This is a genomic window from Agarivorans sp. 1_MG-2023 (assembly GCF_030548385.1).
Lineage (GTDB): Bacteria > Pseudomonadota > Gammaproteobacteria > Enterobacterales > Celerinatantimonadaceae > Agarivorans.
The window spans coordinates 136,160-157,895 of record NZ_JAUOSJ010000007.1 but is presented as its reverse complement, the minus strand read 5'-3'; the positions used below and the strand labels follow the sequence as shown (position 1 = coordinate 157,895).

The following is a 21,736-nucleotide window of genomic DNA, read 5'->3' as shown; positions in this document are numbered from 1 at the left end:
TAAAAAAATGACCCAAATAGCACTAAAAATACTAGACCAAAGAATTGGCACTACCTTTCCAATGCCAGAATATGCAACGCCAGGCTCGGCCGGCATGGACTTACGCGCCTGCCTAGACCAAGCCGTAACATTAGCCCCCGGTCAAACCGAGCTAATACCTACCGGCCTTGCGATTCATATTGCAGACCCTACGCTTGCAGCCACCATTTTACCGCGTTCTGGCCTTGGCCATAAACACGGTATTGTACTGGGTAACCTCGTCGGACTTATCGACTCAGATTACCAAGGACAATTAATGGTGTCTTGCTGGAACCGCGGACAAAGCACTTTTACTATTGAACCCGGCGAGCGCATCGCCCAGTTAGTTTTTGTACCCGTGGTACAAGCTAGCTTTGAAATAGTAGAAGACTTTACCGCCAGCCAGCGCGGCGAAGGTGGCTTTGGCCATTCGGGCACCCAATAAACGGTTATCAAGTAGTACGCTAATAGACTAATAAAAAGGATTACAATAAAAATGGCGGGAAAACCAAAAAGCAATCGCCGCGAACAAATTCTGCAGGCGCTTGCGCGCATGTTAGAAACCAGCCACGGACAACGCATCACCACAGCCAGTTTGGCTAAAGAAGTCGGTGTATCGGAAGCCGCGCTTTATCGCCACTTTCCAAGCAAAGCACGCATGTTTGAAGGGTTAATAGAGTTTATAGAAGAAACTTTATTGTCACGCATTAATCTGATTCAAGAAGAGCAAAAAGACACGCTTAACCGTTGTCAGCATATTCTTATGTTGTTACTCGGGTTTGCCGAGCGTAACCCAGGCTTAAGCCGTATTTTAACTGGCGACGCCCTACAAGGTGAGCACGAACGTTTACGCGCTCGTGTGAGTATTTTATTTGAAAAAATAGAAGTGCAGCTAAAACAGGTATTGCGCGAACGCCGCCTGCGCGAAGGCCAAGGTTTTTTAATTGAAGAAAACAGCCTAGCCACCTTATTGCTGGCTTATACCGAAGGCCGAATTAGCCAGTATGTTCGCAGTGAATTTAAACTTGAACCCACCGCACAATTTGATACTCACTGGGGCTTTTTGAAGCAACAGTTGATTCAAGGTTAAACCCGCGTTCAAAACATTGCGCCCATGCATCTGATGCTGGGCGTACTTTGTGCTTTCTGTAAAAAAATTAGACACTTGTTTGTAATCAAAAAGCTGCTAAATTTGTAGCAACTTTTAACACTAATAGGTCTAAAAACATGGACGTACTAAATCAAGGCACAAGCTGGTTGGAAAACAACCAAGACTTGCTAATGCAATACGCAATTAATATTGCTGCCGCTATTGTTGTTCTGTTTGTTGGTATGATCGTAGCGCGCGTAATGGCGTCTAGCGTAGAAAAACTAATGAACGCCCGCAACCTCGACTCAACCATTAGCCATTTTGTTGGCTCAATGGTGAAATACGTGATTGTTGCTTTTGTTATCATTGCAGCGCTATCGCGCATTGGTATTCAAACCGCTTCTTTTGTTGCCATTATTGGTGCCGCTGGTTTAGCCGTTGGTTTGGCACTACAAGGTTCACTGTCTAACTTTGCTGCCGGCGTGCTAATTATTGGTTTCCGCCCATTCAAAGCGGGTGACTACGTAGAAATTGCCGGTACTTCTGGTTCTGTTGCTTCAGTGCAAATTTTTACTACGGTATTAAAAACGCCAGATAACAAGCAAGTTGTGGTACCAAACGGTTCTGTATTGGGTGGTAATATTGTTAATTACTCTACTCATCCAACTCGCCGTGTAGATTTGGTTGTTGGTGTTAGCTATAACGCCGATTTGGCTAAAACCAAAGCCATTTTACGTGAAGTATGTGAAGCAGATTCACGCGTACTTAAAGATCCAGACATCACTATTGGTGTGTCTGAACTGGCTGACAGCTCAGTAAACTTAGTAGTTCGCCCATGGGTAAACAGTGCTGATTACTGGGGTGTGTACTTTGATTTAAATGAAAACATCAAAGTAGCATTAGACAATGCAGGTATCGAGATTCCGTTCCCACAAATGGATATACATTTGGAAAAAGTAGCCAGCTAAGCGGCACTCTTCTCCAAATAAAAAGCACAGCCTAGGCTGTGCTTTTTATTTACTACATTATGCCGCTAAATATCGTCTAAGCGATGAGTAGCATGCACCATTTGCTGCTGGCGTTTTTCTTGGTGCTCAATCAAGTTAGCTAAAAACTGCCGCGCGCCCAGCATAGTGAGCTCGTCTTTAGCTAAACGTAACAAGCTTAAAGACTGTTCACTTAACTCTAGCGCCAGCGCACTCACATCATCACTGCTCATATTGGCGGGCTTGCTTAGCTTTGCAACCTTGTCTAACACATCTTGCTCTACGCGAATATCTGTCCAGGTGTCTAGTAATTCTGGTTTCGCTTGGCTAATAAACTCTTGTAAATGAGCGGCGTTTTCTCGCTCTTGATGCTGCAAATAATTGAGCAGCATACGTACTCGCTCAGAATCAGCATTAAGCTCTAATCGTCGATACATGGCTTGCATCGCCTCACGGCAACTTACAAAATGTTCGAGCAATAAATTAAGTTGATTAAATCGCATCTTTCGCTCTCTAGTTAAGCCTTGATACTTACTATAGTAGAGCCACAAAACACTTTCGTTTTGCTTAAGACAAGTTGGCTTGATTTACATCAAACAGATGAAGCGCCAAACCCTAATGTTGCGAGCAAGAACAAACTTTATACAGCACTTAATTAGTAAGCGGCGATGGAATAAATTTGCTAAGTTACTCTTTAAACCACTGATATTAGGTTAACAAGATGAAAAAGCTCATAGAATGGAGCGACAAAAACAACTTCTATTTTCTTACTATTGCGCTTGTTGGCTATATTTTTTTGGCGGCTTGTCTTGACCAATTTTGGCAAGGCGATGGTTTTAAGTTTCTGCAAATCGCCATGGTATTAGTGCTAGCAGCAGGAGTGTGGCAAGCCAAAGGCAAACGACTTTGGTATGTAACTGGTTTAGGATTTTTGCTCACCAGTACTACCTTGGCCTTTTTTAGCTATTGGTTTGAGGCTGAAGGCTTAGTGAGCTTGTATCTAAGCATCGTATTCTGCTTTTTAGTGATGACAACGTGGACAGCCTTAAAGCAAGTGCTGTTTACCGGCAATATCGACAGCAATAAAATCGTTGGGGCTATCTGTATCTTTTTACTGATAGGCCTAGGCTGGGCGCACTTGTATACCATACTTAATTTTTGGTTTAACGATGCCTTTAATGGCGTGCCCACCGAGCACTGGAGCACCCAAATGACTGACTTCATTTACTTCAGCTTTGTTACACTAACCACCCTAGGATATGGCGAAATCACTCCTAATACGCCCATTAGTCGATTTTTCACTTACAGCGAAGCGATCTTTGGTCAATTCTATATGGCTATACTGGTAGCGAGTTTAGTGGGAGCGCGTATGGCAAGCAGAGAAAACGAGCACTCATAAGCACTTCAAAGCTGTTTAAGCTTGCGCCGAACAGCTTTAAAGCTCGCACTCGCGGCATGACTACTTTTGCTTGGTGGCCAACATCATCGCCACTACGCGTAACGACAGTGCCGCTAACATGAGTATGCTTGGCCCATTAACACCCTGCGTTTTTAATAGCATAGTGTTGTTTTGAATCACCACTGCGTTACTAGTTGTCGTGGTTTTAGCGGCAGTTTTCGCCAAGCTATCTAAGGAGCTAAGTAGTTTGTCGTAAGAACTGACTTCACCGGCCAGCATATCCATTAACTCATACGCTTTTTTGTCTTTAAAAGGCGACTTAATCGATTCATCCTTAAGCTGTTTACCTATCTTTTTCATCGCACTATTAACCGCGTCTTCTAAGCCATTCATATTGGCAACTTTACTGTTAGTTGATTGCCTAGCGCTAAAACGATGCTGTGGTGCTGCGGCTCTTTCTTGAGCTTTACCAAAAAAAAGCGCATTGCTCTTTGAGCTTTTAATTGTTTTGCTTAAGTGGGCAAGCTTATCAGCAGCCGTTTTTACTTTTTGCTCCCACTGAGAGTCGGTGCTGCGGTTTTTAATGGCGGTTAAGGCGTTTGAAACGAGCAGTGAGATTTGAGTTTTTGTGGCATTGAGTTCAACAGACATGAGACTTCCTTAGTTCTCTGAATTACATGCAATTTCCGAAAATACAGGGTTATTAACCCTAAGCCTCGCTACTCTATCTATTAAAAACAAAAGCATCAATATAGCGGGTGATAATTACCGCATTTTGGCCAAAAAAAGGCGGCTTTAAAAGCCGCCTTGGTGTTAGATATTATAAATACTACGCAATACCGTATTGCTCTCGGTAAGCGCTTACCGCAGCCAGTGCGGTTTGATTATCGCCTTGCTCTTCTAAGTAGGTGATTAAATCGGCTAACTTAACAATAGAGATCACCGTAGCGCTGTAGTCGCGCTCTACTTCTTGAATCGCCGACAACTCGCCTTTGCCTTTTTCTTGGCGATCTAAGGCAATCAAAACACCAGCTAACTCAGCGTTATGGGCATTGATAATGTCCATAGATTCACGAATCGCCGTACCGGCAGTAATAACGTCATCAACCAACATTATTTTACCGGCCAACTCAGAGCCTACCAAGCTGCCACCTTCACCGTGAGTTTTCGCTTCTTTACGGTTAAAGCAGTAAGGTACGTCTTTGCCGTGGTGCTCATCTAAAGCAACCACCGTGGTAGTAGCAATAGGAATACCTTTGTACGCTGGGCCAAATACCAAGTCATAATCAATATTTGAATCTTGCAAAGCCGCCGCGTAAAACTTACCTAAACGGTTTAAATCACGGCCTGTATTAAACAAACCCGCATTAAAAAAGTAGGGGCTAGTGCGGCCAGACTTTAAGGTAAATTCGCCAAACTTTAATACGCCTTTGGCTAAAGCAAATTCAATAAACTCACGTTGATAAGCTTTCATCTTTCTCTCTCAATTACTTAGATAGGGCTTCGCGCTGGGCAGTATTGATTTGGCTAATACCTTCTTTGGCAAAGGCTAACATCTCAAGCAGCTCTTCATGGCTAAATGGTGCGCCTTCGGCAGTACCTTGTACTTCAATCATGTTGCCGTCTTCACACATCACAACATTCATATCGGTTTCAGCTACGCTATCTTCGGTGTACTCAAGGTCACAAACAACCTCACCACCCACCACGCCTACCGATACCGCAGCAATAAGCTGCTTGAGTGGGCTTACTTTTAATTTCTTCTGCTCAATCATCCACCAAATAGCGTCTTGCAAGGCAACACATGCACCAGTAATAGCCGCTGTACGTGTACCGCCATCCGCTTGAATCACGTCACAATCTACTACGATGGTGTATTCGCCTAAGGCTTCTAAATCAACAGCTGCGCGTAACGAGCGACCAATTAAGCGTTGGATTTCTTGGGTACGGCCACTTTGCTTACCACGAGCAGCTTCGCGGCCCATGCGGCTGTGAGTAGAACGCGGCAACATGCCATATTCAGCGGTAATCCAGCCTTGGCCTTTACCTTTTAAGAAACGTGGCACACCGTCGTCTACCGAGGCATTACATAGCACTTTGGTATCGCCAAATTCGACCAAAACCGAACCTTCAGCATGTGCCGTGTAGTTTCGAGTAATAGTAATTGGACGCATTTGTTCAACAGCTCTTCCGTTCGGACGCATGGTAATAACCCTGTAATTTAAAATTCGCGGCTATTATATAGGCTTTTGTCGCACTTGGTCACGCCTAGACTGACTAAGCGCCTATTAGCCGCTATAATCGAGCAAATTTATCAAAGGCTATCAATTATGATTCACAGCATGACAGGCTACGCACGCCACCAAATCAAAGGCGATTGGGGCAGTGCAACATGGGAAATTCGCAGCGTAAACCAACGCTACCTTGAAACCTACTGGCGCATGCCAGAACAGTTTCGCGCCCTAGAGCCGGTATTGCGTGACAAAATTAGAAAAGCCCTACAGCGCGGTAAAGTTGAATGTAACCTGCGTTTTGAAGCAGACCAAGCCAACCGCGGCGAGCTGCAACTCAACCAAGCTTTAGCTGAGCAACTGATTAAAAATGCCGAATGGGTACAGCAGCAAGCGGGTGGGCAAATTAACCCGCTAGATGTGCTGCGCTGGCCAGGCGTAATGGAAACCCCAGAGCAAGACGCCGACGCGATTAGCAAAGAGTTATTAGCCGGCTGGCAAGAAGCCCTAACGGCATTCATCGAAAGCCGCGCCAGCGAAGGGGCAAACACTGCCACCATGATTACCACTCGCCTCGATAAAATTACCGAGCAAGTGGCTTTTGTGCGCGAACAAATGCCCGCAGTAATGCAATGGCAGCGTGACCGTTTGACCAATCGCCTAGCCGAAGTAAAAGACGAGTTAGAGCCGCAACGCATTGAATTAGAAATGATAATGGTGGCACAAAAAGTTGATGTCGCCGAAGAATTAGATCGCCTTGACTCACACGTAACAGAAACCCTAAAAATCATCAAAAAAGGCGGCGCCTGTGGCCGACGTTTAGACTTTATGATGCAAGAGTTTAACCGCGAAGCGAATACTTTAGCGTCTAAGTCTATTAACTCAGAAATCACTCAAGCCGCGGTAGAGCTTAAAGTGTTAATTGAGCAGATGAGAGAGCAAATTCAAAACTTAGAATAATACTTTGAAGCACTAAGTAACCGTCTTAATAGGATGAAAAGGCTATGCTTTTAGCCTTTTTAATTCTAACCTAGCTTCATCAACACAGGGATTCAATTCAAATCTAAAAAACCACAAGCTAACAAGTACTGATAAGTATCGGAATAATACTGAGTTGGACGAGTAGGGTCCGCATCGTTGCCTTCAGGTATATAAATAACCATACCTTGACGCGCTCTAGTCAATAACACCCTGTAGGCATTTTCCAGATAACGTTTATCTTCAATCTTTTTACGTTGCTGCCATTTGGTACCTTTAAATTTCCAATGTTCAAAGGTAGAACCGTTATAGCGAAAATCAGCATCCCAGCCAACTAAGCACCAATCTAGCTCTAACCCTTGAACATCAAACTCAGTAGCAGTGTCTTCTAAAAAATGGCAAGAGCGAATATCATCCTGCGGACTCAGAAACCATGCCACAGGGTCGAAGCGATTTTTGACAAAAATCCCATCAGGCTTTAAACGGATTCCATTTGAAGAAGCAAGCATACCTCGGCTCTCCAATCCTCGAGACTTGCTCTTTAACCATGCCTTTGCCAACGTTAAATCCCGCGTAATATAGAGCGGATATTGCTCATGCAGTGATTCAGAAATAGCTACAGCTTTATCAGTTTCACCATCAATTACAAAATGTACAAAGCTAGACAATGTTTCAGCACGAAATGAACGCATTGAGGTAGCTAGATGCAAACTAGGTAATTGCTTCACTTGTTCTAAACTCTCCTGCGAGACACCGTTAGATATGTATTCACCTGATAGTAATTGCTCTGAACAATACACATGCCAATGACTAAACCTATTCTTTAAGGCTTCAAGCCAACCACCGAGTCCTGCTTCGCCGGTATTGATTTCTTGCCCACCACCAATCAAGGCAATGATAACCGCCCAGTCATCATGGCGATCCATAACCTCAATAAGAAATTCTGGTTCTGACTCATCAAAATCATCTAGCTTGCGCTTTGATTTCATAAACTTTGATGCTTGCTCCGCATTCCAAGCCCTTTGCGCTTCATCAAAAATAACGACCTGCTCAGGCGGCTTGCTGCCATCAAGAGCTTCGTCTCTAAATCTATGTATATTTTGAATAAACTGCGAGGTTTGCCTGCGAGCACTGGCTTTAGTTTCCCCGCTGCTACTGACTTTATCGATGGTAAGTGCCTCTTGTAAAACCGTAACCAGTGGCCCATTACCACTGAGGAATACAGCATACTCGTCATTCTCTGGCCAAGAATGCTTATTCGCGATATTCAATCCGACCAAGGTTTTACCTGCACCGGGAACTCCAGTAACAAAACAGATTACCTTGTGCTTGTTGAGTCTTGCCTCGTGGATAACCTCTAATAGTTTGTCGCTTGTTACACCAAGATTGGTTACATCAGCTTCCGTTTTTGCAATATCCTCAACGGCATGTTGAGCATACAATGCCTGCGCTGCTTCGATTATTGTCGGTGTTGGCAGGTAGCCACTATCAGCCCAATCGCGAGCATTAAAGATAGGGGCATTACATTGTTGTGCAATATCATCAACCAATGCAGCAAGACCATCACCATTAGTTAACAACGGTTTAGCTACGTGGTCAGCCGCAAGAGCCAACTGGTTTGAGCTATTACTTGAATGCGTAGAGATAAGGATCGGGATGACTGGCTTGTTATGACTGCCGCGATGAAAATTCTTCAGATCAAGTGCATAGCTATGTGCTTGACGCATATCAGCTTGCTGATACTTTAAGGCGCCAACCTTAAATTCCAACGCAAACACCACACCTCGGTAACACAAAACGACATCTGCGCGTTTGCCCATGCGCGGGATCATAAACTCAAAAAAGATGTGCCCTGCAGGTTCAGTGAGCATCTTAAATTCTTGTTGTAACAGCTCGACTTGAGACAGCCAAGCTCCTGTTTGTTCGTGCACCAGCTGTTGCGTATGGTTTGCAGTAAGCTCGCCAATGATGCTGTTATTACTAGCAGACATAAAATCAGCCAGCTCAGCGCTATAAAATGCGCGGCAGCTACTCATCATTAGTCTTTAATTCAAATGCTAGTAGTGATGCTGGCGTCACCTTAAGTGCGTCAGCCAGTTTAAAGATGTTGAGTAAACTAAGGTTACGAACCCCACGCTCTATGCCGCTGATATAGGTACGGTCTAGGCCGCTAGTTGCAGAAAGCTCTTCTTGGCTGATACCTATATCTAGGCGAATCTGGCGTACATGCGCACCAAAAGAGGTAAGAATTGATGTGTTCACGCTGGTAACTCGTTGAACTATAGAGAACAACATAATCACCACCTGTAGCTTTTACGTCCACGGACTATAAGTCACATAGCGCAGTGATTCGAAGGTGCTTTACACCTTTATTGTCTGGCTCACAGCATACTTCGAGATAAACCTTGCTCTATAGCCTAGAAGCATTAAAGAGTGTCTTCCTTTGCTGCACTCGGCAGTTGCCTAGGATTACTATAAAAAAGGCTTACCCGCTTACTCACCCCTAGCTTAAATTGGCGCGCATTGTTGAAGCCGCTAAGTATGATGCTAATAAATATCTTCGCCGCGAGTTTGGCTAACTCCTATCGAAAATATTCAAACGCGATGGCGTTTACCTCTACTTGACCACACGCTATCCACCAAAGGTTGTTAAAGGCTGCTTCAAAATGGGAAAGCCTTGCTCAACAAGCTGGTATCTGCAAGAAGAAAGAGAGTTATTGAAGGGCTGCTTTATACTCGGCCAGAACAAAACAACGCTTTTATGCGCACAAAAGTGTCAACATTTACATTTTTATGCGCGTAAAAATGTGAAATAAGTTATGGTATAGGTTGTTAACCATTTTTCTTGGCAGGAATGACAATGCAGCGCAACTTACTCAAAGCTCTAATTGCATGGAAAAACCAAGCTGTACGCAAGCCATTATTGATCGATGGCGCAAGACAAACGGGTAAAACGTATCTGCTGCAAGAGTTGTTTGGTAACAGCTTTGCTAACATCCTTCGTATCGACTTTCTTGAAAATCCCGCCTACAAAGAAGCGTTCGATGGCTCACTGTCGCCTGACGAGCTACTAATGAACATTGAGCTTTTGACCAATCAGGCGTTCAACCCAGAAACCGATCTGCTGATATTAGATGAAATTGGTGAATGTGAACATGCCGTTACCTCCCTAAAGTATTTTGCTGAAAAAGCGCCTTCCTATTTTGTCGCGGCCAGCGGTTCGAATATTGGCTTGCTCAATACCTTCCCCGTTGGCAAGGTAGAGCAATACAATTTACGACCACTGACCTTTCAAGAGTTTATTTACGCATCAAGCGAGCAAGCACTGATCAAAGCGTTTGACAGCCAAGCAAGCACACCGGCAGTGCACACCAAATTGATGGATAAACTAACAGACTACTTTTTTACGGGTGGTATGCCGGAAGCCGTTTCTACTTGGTATCAGTTTAAAGACTCAAGCGTTTTAGAGCGTGTTGAAAAAGTCACAAAAATTCATGCTGATTTAGTTGAAGGTTATCGGCGCGACTTTGGTAAGTATGCGGGCAAGGTAAATGCAGCACTGATTGAGTCGGTGTTTAATAGCATTCCTGCGCAGCTATCACTTGTAAGCGATGAGTCCGTTAAACGCTTTAAATTTAAAAATGTGCATGAGCGTAAATCTCGCTATAGTGATTTTGAAACCGCGATCCATTGTCTTAACTGTTGCCGCTTAGCCTTACCAAACTATCCTATTGAAGGATTGCCGAAATCACCTCTGGCGGCCTATAAAAAGGAGAATATGGTTAAACTATTTATGTTTGATGTGGGCCTACTCAATCATATGCTGGGCAGTAGCTATAAAGAGATTAAGCAACAAAACTATGAATACAAAGGATATGTAGCAGAAAACTTTGTGCAACAAGAACTCACTGCCATTGGCGTTGACCCAAGTTATTCATGGAATGACGCCCGCGCCGAAATCGAGTTTATTTTGGCAATAGGTGGAGGAGGTGTCGTCCCTGTTGAAGTAAAAAGTGGCAAACGTACAAGAGCAAAATCGCTGGCATCTTACATTGAAAAATGTACACCAAGTAAAACCTTTAAATTAACTGGTACACAAGGCTCATCGGCATTAGAGCAAACCAATATCGTGATGCCTTTGTATTTCACCCATTATTTACCACAGAGATGGTAAAAGCGCTTTGCCCATAATCTCTAGGTCTACACAAGGTTACTTTATGGGTAACAATCTGCAGACCTTGAGGATTTAGTAAAATCCGTAAGCAAGTAGTAAGCAAACATTTTTGAACGGTTTCTTTTCGGTCACTTATTGAGTTTTTAGGTCTAGAACACTCCTCAATGAGCTGTTCCAACACCTCGAATAAGCTAATCATAACCATAGTCTCAATGCCTCATACTCAAAGAGGCTTTGTTACTTTCCACCTCGGCTATGCTGTGCTTTTGCAAACAATCTCGATTAATCCTTGCTCTATAGCCTAGAATCATTACAGTGTGCCTCCCTTTGCTACTTTCGGCAGTTTTCTAGGATTATTATGAAAAAGACTTACCCGCTTACTCATCCCAAGCTTAATTTGGCGCGCATTGTTGAAGCCGCTAAGTATGATGCTAAAAAATATATTCGCCGCGAGAAGAACAAAACCTTACCTGCGGGTGCCGACTTTTGGGCCTTTGACTGTAAGTACGGTCCTACTCAAGAAGAAGCTGAAGAAATTCATGTTTCACAAATTAACGCGTCTATGGATAAAGCCGAGCAACAACAGCTACCGTCTTTCTACTTAGAGATAATGGCAAAGCCTGCAAACCGCCCAGAGCGACCGGCTTCTGAAGAAGTAATGGACGAAGAAGGCGCTGAATTAGACGATATTATTGCTGACGCAGAGCAAGAGATAAGCAAAGACGCAGAGTAATACCAGGCTTACTAGAAAACAGTACTGCTATTGTTAGCGCTTGTACTGCAAGCTGAACAAACAAGCCGATACCAACCCCGGTTGGTGCAAATAAAAAAGCCGCTTTAACAGCGGCTTTTTAGATCTTAAATGTTAAGTACTAACGCACCGTTAGGCTTATTGCCGCTGAGTCGGAGGCATCTAACACAAAGTCATAGCTACCTGCAGCAGCTGGGGTAAAGCTTAAGTTTGCTCCACCGTCGAACAGTTGCAGCGGTAAGTCTGGGTTTACCAGCGTTTCTGTACCGCCACCGAGGTTAATGTTAGTCCAATCTGGATCGGCTAACTTGAACAAGTAAGTTTGCGCGTCTAATTGAACAGTAATCTCGTATTTACCGCTACCGTGATAAAGCATTTGGCTATCTGGGCCGGCGGCCCAGCCATTCATGTCACCACGCAGGTAGACCGCCGTATAACCATATGGAGAAAACTCCTCATCAGCAGCAACAATAAGTACTGGATTTTCCGGGTCATCAGCTTGGAGTGCTATTCTAAGCGGAGTTGCCTCTTCGAGAGTAATGCTTAAGTTGCCACCGCCAGAAGCAAGTGTTTTAAAACTTGAGGCATCAAACTCTCCACCATCTACACCTGCACCAAAGTTTAAATTAGCCCAAGTAGCGTCGGCCACTTTGAACTCAGTGGTTCCCGCAGGGAAGGTGACACTTACATCGTAGGTATCTGCACCTTTAAATTCAAAAGCTAGACTAGTATCCCAGCCATTTAGATCGCCACGTAGGTATACGGTTTCGCTGTAAGGCTGAGTAGGTTCTTCACCGCCTACCAATAAGAACTTGGCTTCGAACGGTGCGAGCTCTATCTCAACAATGCCAGCTGCAAACGCGTATTGAGCTTCACTCTGCAGGTCTTGGAAGGTATTGTGGTTACCTAGCCCCATAAACTCCGGTGGCAATATTGCCAACTGAGTATTTGCGGTCATGTTGGCCATATAGAGAACTTGCTGCCCACCGAAGCTCTTCACATCAGCGTATAACTCACCGATGCTCAATACACTGAGGCGTTCACCTTGGCTAAGCGCAGGATAGCTTGCGCGAAGCTGCATAAGTTCAGCAATGTAGTTACGAAGTTCGGCTTGCTGGGCATTGGCGGTAAATACTTCACCACCTTGCTCGCTGGCTAAGCCTTCAATTTTTCCGCTAGAGCGTGATACGTGGTCATCACACAAACCGGCAATTGCTCCAACGCCGCCATCACTCGCACAATCTAACCTTTCAGCAAAGTTAGCCACTTCATCACCAATCTCATCACCGTAGTACAAGGTAATAGGGCCGGTGTAAGCAGCTAAGAAGGCGTAAGCGGCTTTATGGCGTTGCCAGTACTCCGCATCACTAGGCTCGGCGATACCAGCACGCTGCAATAGGTCGCCAAAGCGAACCACATCATGATTGGTAATCATTAAGTTAGGGATGGCGTGCTCTGGGTATACTGCATGGGTATCAAATATACCCGCAAGCGTAGAGGCATCGGTGAAGAAGAAGCCATCTTCTTGCGCCGCAAAGTTTTGCACCACGCGGTAGCGACCTGGGAAGTCGAAGGCGCTACACAAGCCATGTTGCTCATCGGTACCGTAGCCTGTTTCGGCAATTTGGTCTTCGCCCGACCAGATTTCGGCCACCATATAACCCAGTGGGTTAACTGTTTCGCCATTCATCTGGTAGCTTACACCTTGCGAAGCTTCAGCTACCGCTTGGCGGATCTCGCCCCAAGCGCCTACCGGTACTTGATAAGCTTGGTCTAAGCGCCAGCCATCAATTTTTAGCTCTTCAATCCAGAACTTGGCGACTTCTTTAAAGAAAGCCAAATCCTCAGGATACTCAGACCGGCGGCCAAGGCTACCTTGTGCTGGCCCTGTTTCGGTAACTGCTAGGCCGTTTGGCGATGCGTAATCTTGAGCATTTGATTTAAAATGACCAAAAACACCATCGAAGAATACATACATGCCGCGGGCGTGAGCTTCATCAACCAAGGTTTTAGCTAACCGCATATCACCAAACTTAGGGTCGATATTGAAGTAGTTAGTAGCAAAGTAACCTGTTGCATCTAAGCGATCTATCCAGTGCTCTTGGCCATCAACTGCTATCGTTTCAAACACTGGTGTTAGCCAAACCGCATTCATGCCTAGAGATTGAATATAATCTAAGGAATCAATAACACCTTGTATGTCGCCTTTATGATGACTGCTGCCATATGCAGTACCGTAATCTGCATTACTGTCACCATCGATAAACGCTTCAGTCATTACTTGGTAAATCCGCAAGTCGTTGAACTTAGCTTGGTCTTCGGCAGCACATTGGAAAGCAAGATAGTCATACTCTGGCTCTTCGCTATAACCTTGGAACGCTAGTAGGCGAGTAGCATATTCGCGACCATCGGCAATAACCGCAACAGCACGCTCAGGGTAGTTAGTGAGGTTGAGTTGTAAATCAGCCTCTACTACTTTATTTAGCGCGCCATCACGAATAATGTAGTTGAAACAACCGTCTAGTGTGGCTAGGTCTACTTCCCAGTAAGGGCCGTATTCATCAACACCCGCGGGTGCGATGCTTTGATCGGCCCAGTCTAGTGTCACGCTTGGATCCGCTGCGCTACAGCTTGCATCATTCCAAATGTACAGTGACCAACTGGCATATTTGATGTCTGGGTCTGCCACTGGCGACTCGGCATCAACAAAGCTAATCACCGCTTTTCCGTCGGCTACTACAGGCTCTGGAATCTCGGTTTTAACCGTGCCAATTTCACACACATTTAAAGTAGATTGGTCACCCGATACATCTAGGTTAAAGGCATAACGGCCTTCGCTAAGCGTAATGCTGTTATTGCTTAAACCAGCGTCACCACTTACTGCAACGTACTCAACATCGGTTTCAAGCTCAATCAAGCTGTCGTCTTCCACCACAAAATACTGGGTGCCCCAATCGTCGCTGGCCAGCTTGAACATGAAGGTGCCGCTAAAGTCAGCCACCGCCTGATAAAGACCATTACCTTTATGACTAAAGGCATAGGCCGCGTCCCAAGCCCAATCTGAGTTTTCACCACGAATGGCTAAGGCTTCGGCAAGTGGACCTGCTTCGCCTACTGTAGCTAACTCGCTACATACCGCGCCAGCATCGGCAAAGCTAACCGCCAATGTAGGTGCTGCAGTGTCGGCTGCATTTAAGGTTAAGGTATAGTCTGATGATGTAGCTACGCTTAAGCTTAGGTTGTCGTTGCTACCCGATTGCAGCGTTACACTTTCGCCACCAGCCACCAAGGCCAGACCACCGCCCAAATTAACTGTGCTCCAATCAGCACTAGCTAATTTAAAGCCATAGTCACCCGCAGCTAGATTTACGGTTTGGCTGTAGATACCGCTGCCGTTGTAAGCAAACGGTAGGCTTTCGTCCCAACCGTTCATATCACCACGCAGTAATACCGTTGTATCGCCATAGGGCGCTTCTTCAAGCTGGGCAGTAATGCCTACGGTTAAGATGCTAGGGTCAGCAATGTCGATGGCAAAGCTGATTAAGTATTGGCCATCTTCTGCAATGGTCACACTTAGATTGTCAGCTCCAGTCACAATCGGCAACGAGCCTTGGGCAACGGCAGCACTGTTACCGCCGTAGTTAACCCCTTGTGCGCCCCAATCTGCATCAGCAAATTTGAACTCGTAGCTGCCTGCCACCAAATCAACCAAGGCACGATATTCACCGTCGTAGAAGTACTCTAGTGGGTTATCGGTAGACCAAGCATTCATGCCACCACGTAGGTACACCACGGTGTCACCAAATGTAGGCTGCGCGGGGTCATACTTGCCAACAACCGGAATACCTGCACCTTGCTCTTCACCCTGAGGGAGAACAAATACTACGGTGCTGTAGGCTGGTACGTTAATCGCGGTGCCGTTAACACTTGCAGAGGCCAGTATAGAATCAACAGACTGCGCCTGAGCTGGGTGTAACTCTAAACCGGCAATGCCAGTATCAAAGCCAAGCACTTCTGCGCCTGCGTTAAAGGCAATTAAGATAGCGTCGTAGTTAGCATCAAGATCTTCAAGGCCGGCACCGTCATTCACCGACATAAGGATTAGACCTGGGGTTTGAGCGCTACCCATGTTGTGGTAATCAACACGAGTATTAATCGCGTCTGCGCTGCCCAAACCAATTAATGGCGTTGAGTTACGCAGTGCTAAGTACTCGTTAAATACCGCTTTAGCTTGGGCAATATCCCCAGCTGCTACATCGGTAGTTGGGTCAGCGATAATCTGGCCAATTAGTGGGTAGTTACCATCTAGGCCGTCTTTACTGTAGCGTGGTAAACCCACATTCCAGTTGTTGTCTTGTGCGCTGAAATCTACCTTGTTGTACCAATCACCCGAGTCATAGCTGTCTCGCTCCATAGACTTAGAGCGAAGAACGTCGGACCCCATGTGAATAAATGGTACACCTTGGCCTAATAGCGGGAAGCTTAAGGCAAAGCTTTGCGCACGTACGCGATCGCTAGGGCTCATGCCACTAGGTAATTTGTACTGGTTAATGTCCCATAGCGTTTGGTTATCGTGCTTAGACACGTAAGACACAGCTTCTAAAGGAGAGGCTGTGTAACCGGCTGGTTGTCCGTTGTAGTCAACTTCACTACCTAATACCACTTGGTCATTAGCATCAATGAGTTTAAAACTAGACAACAAGCCTGCCAGCTCTACCCGTGCAATGTCGGTATGTTGCAGCAATACTAGCTTGGTCGCCTCATCGCTAATATTTAGCTCGTTGGGATCGTGGAATAAACCATTGGCCAAACCTTGAGAACCGCGAATCGCTTCGGCGCTATCAAATGGGCTGCCGCCACGAACCACGTCGCGCATCCTATCTGAAAATGAACCAATGCCAGTACCCGCTAGGTTAAGTTGGGTGGCTTGAACAAAACGGGCATCGTTTTGTACTTCACCAAAATTCCAGCCTTCACCGTAGAAGTAGTTGTCTGAATCTGCCGCTTGAACGGCTGCTAAAGATTCTTCCATAGCCGCTAAAGGTTGGTGGCCCATTAGATCAAAGCGGAAGGCATCTACACCGTAGGCATCTGCCCAAATCACCAAGGTGTCTTTCATCAATTTGGCCATCATGGCATGTTCAGTGGCAGTATTATCACAACAGGTAGAGGTTTCTACCGCTCCGGTAATGGCATTACGGCGCTGGTAATAACCCGGAACCACTTTATCAAGCACCGATTTATCGTTTAGGCCAGACGCATTAGTGTGGTTATACACGACGTCCATGGCTACTCGTAGACCCATCTCGTGCACCGACTGCACCATGGCGCGGAATTCTTTAATTCGCGTGAAACCATCTGGGTTACTGGCATAGCTGCCTTCTGGCGCGCCAAAGTGGAATGGGTCATAACCCCAGTTAAAACCGTCTAACCAACGTAATGAATCCACAATGTCATCGGCACATTGGGTCGTTGGATCACACGCTTCCAGCAAATCAGCAATCACTGCACCATTAGATTCAACGCCACACAAGGCATTGTCTGGCTGAATGCTACATAACTTGCCTACAGTGTCGCTAATTTCAACACGGCGTTTCTCGTCTTCTTCAACAGTGGCGATGTCAAAAGCAGGCAATAGGTGCAAGTGAGTTAAACCCGCTTGTTTCAGCTCTGCTAGATGCTGCATCGGCACACTGTCTAGCTCGGTAAAGGCAAGATATTTACCACGATTCTCTTCACTGGTAGATACATCATGCGCACTAAAGTCACGTACGTGGGCTTCGTAAATGCTCATGCTGGTCATCGGCAGCTCAGGCACAACGTGGCCATCCCAACCAGCTGGTTTGGTTTTACGGTGATCTAAATCAACAACTTGTGAATACAATGAGTTGGTGGCCAAACTTAGCGAGTAAGGGTCGGTCACCTCCAGTGTTTCTACTTCACCAGAAGCTGGGTGATAAACCTCTACCACATAGCGATAATACTGGCCGTGTTTAACTCGCGTATCAACTAACCACGTACCTAACTCTGCTTGCCACTTCATAGAGTAAGCACGTTTGGCTTTTTTACGTTTGTTGTAGGTTTGCAGCGTTACCGATTGAGCTGTAGGCGCCCAAAGTTGGAATTGGTAACCTTTTTGACTAGGGCTTACACCCAGCTGAACTGCATCATCATTCGCTGCGGTATATAAGCTATCTAGCGCTCCGGCAAACTGCACTTCAGTGGTTTTATAAACATAGCCTTCGGCGGTAAGCGCCATGGCTACTACTTCGCCTTTCAACAAGCTTTTTAGGTCAATGTCATCTGGCAGTTGATAGGCCGAACTAAAGTCTAAGTGAGGAAAGGCGGCTTGCGCTGCGTCACTTACCTGACCAGGCTCTAGCATCACCATTTGGTAAGCGCCATCTACGGTACTATCGCCATTTACGGTAAAACTACCATCTGCAGACGAGTACAAGCGTACATAGTCAGCGGCAATGGCATCTGACCATACCAAGGTATTGGCATCAACTAAATGTGCCGACGCATTGATAATGCCCAAACCCGGAGGATTGGTATTCCAAGCTTCAAGTCGACTATCGAAAACCTGAGTATTGCCTTGAATTACACTCACGGTTCTATCGCTGAATTCATCAAGTGAAATCGCTAAGTCAGCATCGATAAGCTTTGATAAGGTGCCGTCACGAAGGATCAGGTTGGCACAACCGGTTTCTTTGGTTAGCTCAACTTCCCAATAAGGACCGTATTGGTCAAAGCCTGCAGGTACCAAAGATTGGTCAGCCCACTCGGCGTTTAGAGCAGATTCCGCAATCGCATCACAGGAAGCATTGTTCCAAAGGTGCAATGACCAGCTTGAGTAATCTGCTGCAGCATCTTCTCGGGTACTGGCTGAAGGGTCCACAAAGTTCACACGCAGTTGATTAGGGCCTGCTAACGCAAGCTCTTCTGGTGGAGTGGTATCCAAATTTGGATTCGGAACCGGTGGAAAGTGGGGTTCCCAAGGCTTGTCAACACAGGCAACAACAAGCTGCATGTAGTCTTCTTCAGCCATTGCATCTTGTTCCGGGGTCACCGTACAAGATTGCGTCATCGGCTCATCTACCACCGCAACAGTGAATACTTCCTCTGAGCGTAATTTGGTTTTAAAGACAAAAGGACCATCTTGAGTGATGGCCAAGGGATCTTTCTCATTTAACTGTAGGCTTAAGTTGCCATTTAGGCCCTCGACTTCTCCACCGACGTTATAACAAGCCGTCAATAGGAGCGATCCAGCGATTACTGCTGAATGTCGTGCCCACCCGCTGAGTATTATCATTACAACATATCCTTGTTGTGTTTATTTTTGCTGCCAGTAAGTCTTCCTACTACTTAATGGGCTCTGGCAGATTACTAGTCCCCAAAAGGGACAAAACGGCTCAACGATAAGTCAGTCAGAACGAGATTTTTGTGACCAGTTCCACCATTTATAACTTTGTTAAAACAACAAAAAAACCGCAAAAAACGCTGAGGCCAGAGCTAGCAACATAGAAAACGCTTTCAAAGCAGCGAAAGAAATGTCACTTATTTTGGAGGCTTCTGAATCAATATCTGGCTCACTGGTCTCTCCGCTATAAGCGCGGGTTATTGATGATTAGCTGAGTTTATAAACAGCCTGTACAGTTGCCGCCTGTTCGTTTGGTTTTTTATAAGATTAAGATGTACTTAAAAACAACCCTAAGCAGCCTACCGCGATGTTTATTGCTGCTTACCCTTTGCTTCCCGGCACTCGCCTTTGCTGATGGAAATCAAACCATTGAGTCATTCAGCAGCGCCAAGCGTTTGTTATTGCAGCAGGTGTATATTGAGCCCGCGATGCGTAGCACCTTGTATTGCCAAGCCTCATTTGATGAGAAGAAAAATGTTCGCTTAAATGCTGGCTTCTCCACCAGTAAATACCTTAATCGACTGGCTCGCTATGAAACCGAACATGTAGTGCCTGCAGAAAACTTTGGCCGTAGTTTTAGTGAGTGGCGAGAAGGGCACCCAAGCTGTGTAAACACCAAAGGAAAAAGCTATAAAGGCCGCCGTTGCGCAGAAAAAGCCAACAGCGAATACCGCTTAATGCAGGCAGACATGTATAACCTTTATCCTGCCATTGGTGCGGTAAATGCGGCGCGTTCGAACTACAACTTCACTATGTTAAGCGATAGCGCATCTAGCTTCGGCAGTTGTGATATGCGCATTGAGAGCCGTAAAGCACAACCGCCAGAGCTTGCTCGCGGGCCAATTGCTCGCAGTTATTTGTATATGGACGCCAGCTATTCCCGTTTTACGCTGAGCAAAAGCCAACGCCAATTAATGCACGCTTGGGATAAACAATACCCGGTTACACAACATGAATGCCTAAGAGCAGAGCGCATCGAAAACATTCAGCAAAACCGCAATGCCATTTTACATGAGCGCTGTTTAGCCATGAAATAACATAAGCTTAAGTACGATAGATTAGACTGAATACTCTATTCCGCTCACCAAATGTGGTTATTTATACGTTATGAGCTGTAAAGCCCTTTAAAAAACATAGGATTAATTGATAATAACAGAGGATAAATAGTCACTCTTACTCTCTTCAATTGGTATATGAATTTACAGCAACGAGATGTTTACTACCCGCTACTCTTCCTAGTCTCTTTGGTATTAGTCCTTTGGCAATACTTTGGTATGGAACATCAGCTGAACTTCAACCTACATGAAGATTCTCCCATTTCGCTCTCACATCAGCTAGCAGATGGTCGCGTGGGAAAAGGCTTATTGCTGAAACAGCAGAACAAAGCCACCTTGTTTTGCAGTACGCCCGCCGCAGACAGCGCCCAAGCCTGCGCTATGCAACTCCATCTGCAAAATGGTAAGCAACAAGGTATTGATTTAAGCGCTTATCAAAGCATCGCTATAAACTTGTCTTATCAAGGCAATGCGCCCGATAACCTGTTGCTGCAACTGTATAACCCACAGCAAAAAAAGCCTGAATATTTGCATCTCTACCAACAAAGCCTATTACCCCAACAAGGGCGCGGTACTTATAGTTTTGACCTAGACCAGCTTTATATCCCCTCTTGGTGGCAGTATGCTCAGCGCGACAAACCAAGCAGTGATGAAAACCAATGGGTAACACATTTAACCTTACTTACCGGTGATAACCAGCAGGCTAAGAATATTGAACTATCACTACATTCTGTAGAGCTTGAAGGTAAATGGCTACAAGCTAAAGACCTTTATATAGCGTTACTAGTGGTGTGGTTGATTAGCATTACTCAGGCGTTTTTTAGCGTATCGCGCGGTGTAAAAGCCCAAAACAAGCAATCTGATAAACATGCACTAGAGCTAAATAAAGTGAATAGCTTTTTAAGCATTGAGCGCGACAACTACGAGTTTATGGCCAAAACCGATCCACTCACCAGTTGCTTTAACCGCGCCGGGCTCAGCAGTATCTTCAGTGATATTGTGATCGAATATGTAGATATAGGTATGCCCGCTAGCATTGTGTTATTCGATATCGACCACTTTAAGCGAGTGAACGACCAATACGGCCACGATGAAGGCGACAAAGTACTGGTAAACATTGCTAACCTAATTCGCCAGCAAATTCGCGAGGGCGACTATTTAGCTCGCTGGGGCGGTGAAGAGTTTCTTGTGGTATGTACTCACACTAGGTTAAAAGGCGCATGTGCCTTAGCCGAGCATTTGCGTAAAAGTGTAGAAGGCACTGTGCTCAGTGAAAAAGCCCGCATCACTAGCTCGTTTGGCGTAGCAGAAATTAACTCCGGTTTTATTGAACAATGGATTAAACGCGCCGACAAAGCCTTGTATCAAGCGAAAGAAACCGGCCGTAATAAGGTTGTTGCAGCTAAGTAGTCATTTCAACATTTTATGAAGCGCTACATTCCTAGGCACTTGTGTTCTCGATGACTTATATCCACCACTATTGCACCAATCGACTCTTCACTGCACTCAGCTAAACAAAGAAGCAACCAACTAATAAGCTAATGGCCGTATAGTGAAAGCTATGTTGCTACTCGCAATACAACAATAATAAAAAAGGCGCTGGTGAGCGCCTTTTATCAAACCATGAAACC

The 21,736-nt window shown here is 45.4% G+C and carries 15 protein-coding genes and 1 pseudogene; 9 read left to right on the top strand and 7 right to left on the bottom strand.

Annotated elements, in window-relative coordinates; translation table 11 throughout:
* The first annotated feature begins 7 nt into the window (after window positions 1-7).
* The 3 genes from dut to mscS all read left to right on the top strand — a co-directional run bounded on the left by dut (window position 8) and on the right by mscS (window position 2,076).
* Window positions 8-463, top strand: coding sequence for a dUTP diphosphatase (dut, locus tag Q4592_RS12180; RefSeq protein ID WP_137675393.1), 456 nt, complete (start codon window positions 8-10; stop codon window positions 461-463).
* 51 nt (window positions 464-514) lie between these two features.
* Window positions 515-1,108 (top strand): nucleoid occlusion factor SlmA, encoded by a 594-nt coding sequence (gene slmA / locus Q4592_RS12175; protein WP_137675392.1) that lies wholly within the window; start codon window positions 515-517, stop codon window positions 1,106-1,108.
* Window positions 1,109-1,245: 137 nt separating this feature from the next.
* Window positions 1,246-2,076, top strand: coding sequence for a small-conductance mechanosensitive channel MscS (mscS, locus tag Q4592_RS12170; protein ID WP_303513325.1), 831 nt, complete (start codon window positions 1,246-1,248; stop codon window positions 2,074-2,076).
* Window positions 2,077-2,141: 65 nt separating this feature from the next.
* Here mscS and Q4592_RS12165 read toward each other — a convergent pair whose 3' ends face one another.
* Window positions 2,142-2,597 (bottom strand): hypothetical protein, encoded by a 456-nt coding sequence (locus tag Q4592_RS12165; RefSeq protein WP_303513323.1) that lies wholly within the window; start codon window positions 2,595-2,597, stop codon window positions 2,142-2,144.
* A gap of 218 nt (window positions 2,598-2,815) precedes the next feature.
* Between Q4592_RS12165 and Q4592_RS12160 the strand changes: the two genes are divergently transcribed.
* Window positions 2,816-3,493, top strand: coding sequence for a potassium channel family protein (locus Q4592_RS12160; protein WP_137675389.1), 678 nt, complete (start codon window positions 2,816-2,818; stop codon window positions 3,491-3,493).
* A gap of 60 nt (window positions 3,494-3,553) precedes the next feature.
* Here the strand turns inward: Q4592_RS12160 and Q4592_RS12155 are convergent, their stop codons facing one another.
* From Q4592_RS12155 to rph, 3 genes are all read right to left on the bottom strand, one after another.
* A complete protein-coding gene (locus tag Q4592_RS12155) occupies window positions 3,554-4,144 on the bottom strand; it encodes a hypothetical protein (RefSeq protein WP_303513319.1) in 591 nt (196 codons plus the stop codon).
* Window positions 4,145-4,322: 178 nt separating this feature from the next.
* Entirely contained in the window at window positions 4,323-4,967 is a 645-nt protein-coding gene (gene pyrE / locus Q4592_RS12150) for an orotate phosphoribosyltransferase (protein ID WP_303513318.1), read from the bottom strand.
* A gap of 13 nt (window positions 4,968-4,980) precedes the next feature.
* Window positions 4,981-5,697 (bottom strand): ribonuclease PH, encoded by a 717-nt coding sequence (rph, locus tag Q4592_RS12145; RefSeq protein ID WP_303513315.1) that lies wholly within the window; start codon window positions 5,695-5,697, stop codon window positions 4,981-4,983.
* 126 nt (window positions 5,698-5,823) lie between these two features.
* Here rph and Q4592_RS12140 point away from each other — a divergent pair, with 126 nt between their 5' ends.
* Window positions 5,824-6,684, top strand: a complete 861-nt coding sequence (locus tag Q4592_RS12140; RefSeq protein ID WP_303513313.1) for a YicC/YloC family endoribonuclease — start codon at window positions 5,824-5,826, stop codon at window positions 6,682-6,684.
* Between the two features lie 92 nt (window positions 6,685-6,776).
* Here Q4592_RS12140 and Q4592_RS12135 read toward each other — a convergent pair whose 3' ends face one another.
* The gene (locus Q4592_RS12135; protein WP_303513310.1) at window positions 6,777-8,633 is read right to left on the bottom strand and encodes a DUF2075 domain-containing protein; all 1,857 of its coding nucleotides are present in this window, start codon (window positions 8,631-8,633) and stop codon (window positions 6,777-6,779) included.
* 97 nt (window positions 8,634-8,730) lie between these two features.
* A complete protein-coding gene (locus tag Q4592_RS12130) occupies window positions 8,731-8,964 on the bottom strand; it encodes a helix-turn-helix domain-containing protein (protein ID WP_248713521.1) in 234 nt (77 codons plus the stop codon).
* A gap of 598 nt (window positions 8,965-9,562) precedes the next feature.
* Between Q4592_RS12130 and Q4592_RS12125 the strand changes: the two genes are divergently transcribed.
* Entirely contained in the window at window positions 9,563-10,876 is a 1,314-nt protein-coding gene (locus Q4592_RS12125) for an ATP-binding protein (RefSeq protein WP_303513306.1), read from the top strand.
* Window positions 10,877-11,234: 358 nt separating this feature from the next.
* Window positions 11,235-11,507 (top strand): annotated as a pseudogene (locus Q4592_RS12120) (DUF6172 family protein); the annotation flags it as partial.
* A 241-nt stretch (window positions 11,508-11,748) separates the two neighbouring features.
* Here the strand turns inward: Q4592_RS12120 and pulA are convergent.
* Window positions 11,749-18,942: a pullulanase-type alpha-1,6-glucosidase gene (gene pulA, locus Q4592_RS12115; RefSeq protein ID WP_303513304.1), complete on the bottom strand. Its 7,194-nt coding sequence runs from the start codon at window positions 18,940-18,942 to the stop codon at window positions 11,749-11,751.
* Between the two features lie 380 nt (window positions 18,943-19,322).
* Between pulA and Q4592_RS12110 the strand changes: the two genes are divergently transcribed.
* Complete coding sequence (locus Q4592_RS12110; RefSeq protein WP_303513301.1) at window positions 19,323-20,087, top strand: endonuclease; 765 nt, start codon at window positions 19,323-19,325, stop codon at window positions 20,085-20,087.
* A 156-nt stretch (window positions 20,088-20,243) separates the two neighbouring features.
* Window positions 20,244-21,515, top strand: coding sequence for a GGDEF domain-containing protein (locus tag Q4592_RS12105; protein WP_303513299.1), 1,272 nt, complete (start codon window positions 20,244-20,246; stop codon window positions 21,513-21,515).
* The last annotated feature ends 221 nt before the right edge of the window (window positions 21,516-21,736 follow it).

Bases quoted from the DNA above. Each gene is read 5' to 3' on its own strand.
- Q4592_RS12140 (WP_303513313.1), top strand. From the start codon at position 5,824: ATGATTCACAGCATGACAGGCTACGCACGCCACCAAATCAAAGGCGAT.
- slmA (WP_137675392.1), top strand. From the start codon at position 515: ATGGCGGGAAAACCAAAAAGCAATCGCCGCGAACAAATTCTGCAGGCG.
- rph (WP_303513315.1), bottom strand. From the start codon at position 5,697: ATGCGTCCGAACGGAAGAGCTGTTGAACAAATGCGTCCAATTACTATT.
- Q4592_RS12105 (WP_303513299.1), top strand. From the start codon at position 20,244: ATGAATTTACAGCAACGAGATGTTTACTACCCGCTACTCTTCCTAGTC.
- Q4592_RS12155 (WP_303513319.1), bottom strand. From the start codon at position 4,144: ATGTCTGTTGAACTCAATGCCACAAAAACTCAAATCTCACTGCTCGTT.
- Q4592_RS12165 (WP_303513323.1), bottom strand. From the start codon at position 2,597: ATGCGATTTAATCAACTTAATTTATTGCTCGAACATTTTGTAAGTTGC.
- pulA (WP_303513304.1), bottom strand. From the start codon at position 18,942: ATGATAATACTCAGCGGGTGGGCACGACATTCAGCAGTAATCGCTGGA.
- Q4592_RS12160 (WP_137675389.1), top strand. From the start codon at position 2,816: ATGAAAAAGCTCATAGAATGGAGCGACAAAAACAACTTCTATTTTCTT.
- dut (WP_137675393.1), top strand. From the start codon at position 8: ATGACCCAAATAGCACTAAAAATACTAGACCAAAGAATTGGCACTACC.
- pyrE (WP_303513318.1), bottom strand. From the start codon at position 4,967: ATGAAAGCTTATCAACGTGAGTTTATTGAATTTGCTTTAGCCAAAGGC.
- Q4592_RS12125 (WP_303513306.1), top strand. From the start codon at position 9,563: ATGCAGCGCAACTTACTCAAAGCTCTAATTGCATGGAAAAACCAAGCT.
- mscS (WP_303513325.1), top strand. From the start codon at position 1,246: ATGGACGTACTAAATCAAGGCACAAGCTGGTTGGAAAACAACCAAGAC.
- Q4592_RS12110 (WP_303513301.1), top strand. From the start codon at position 19,323: ATGTACTTAAAAACAACCCTAAGCAGCCTACCGCGATGTTTATTGCTG.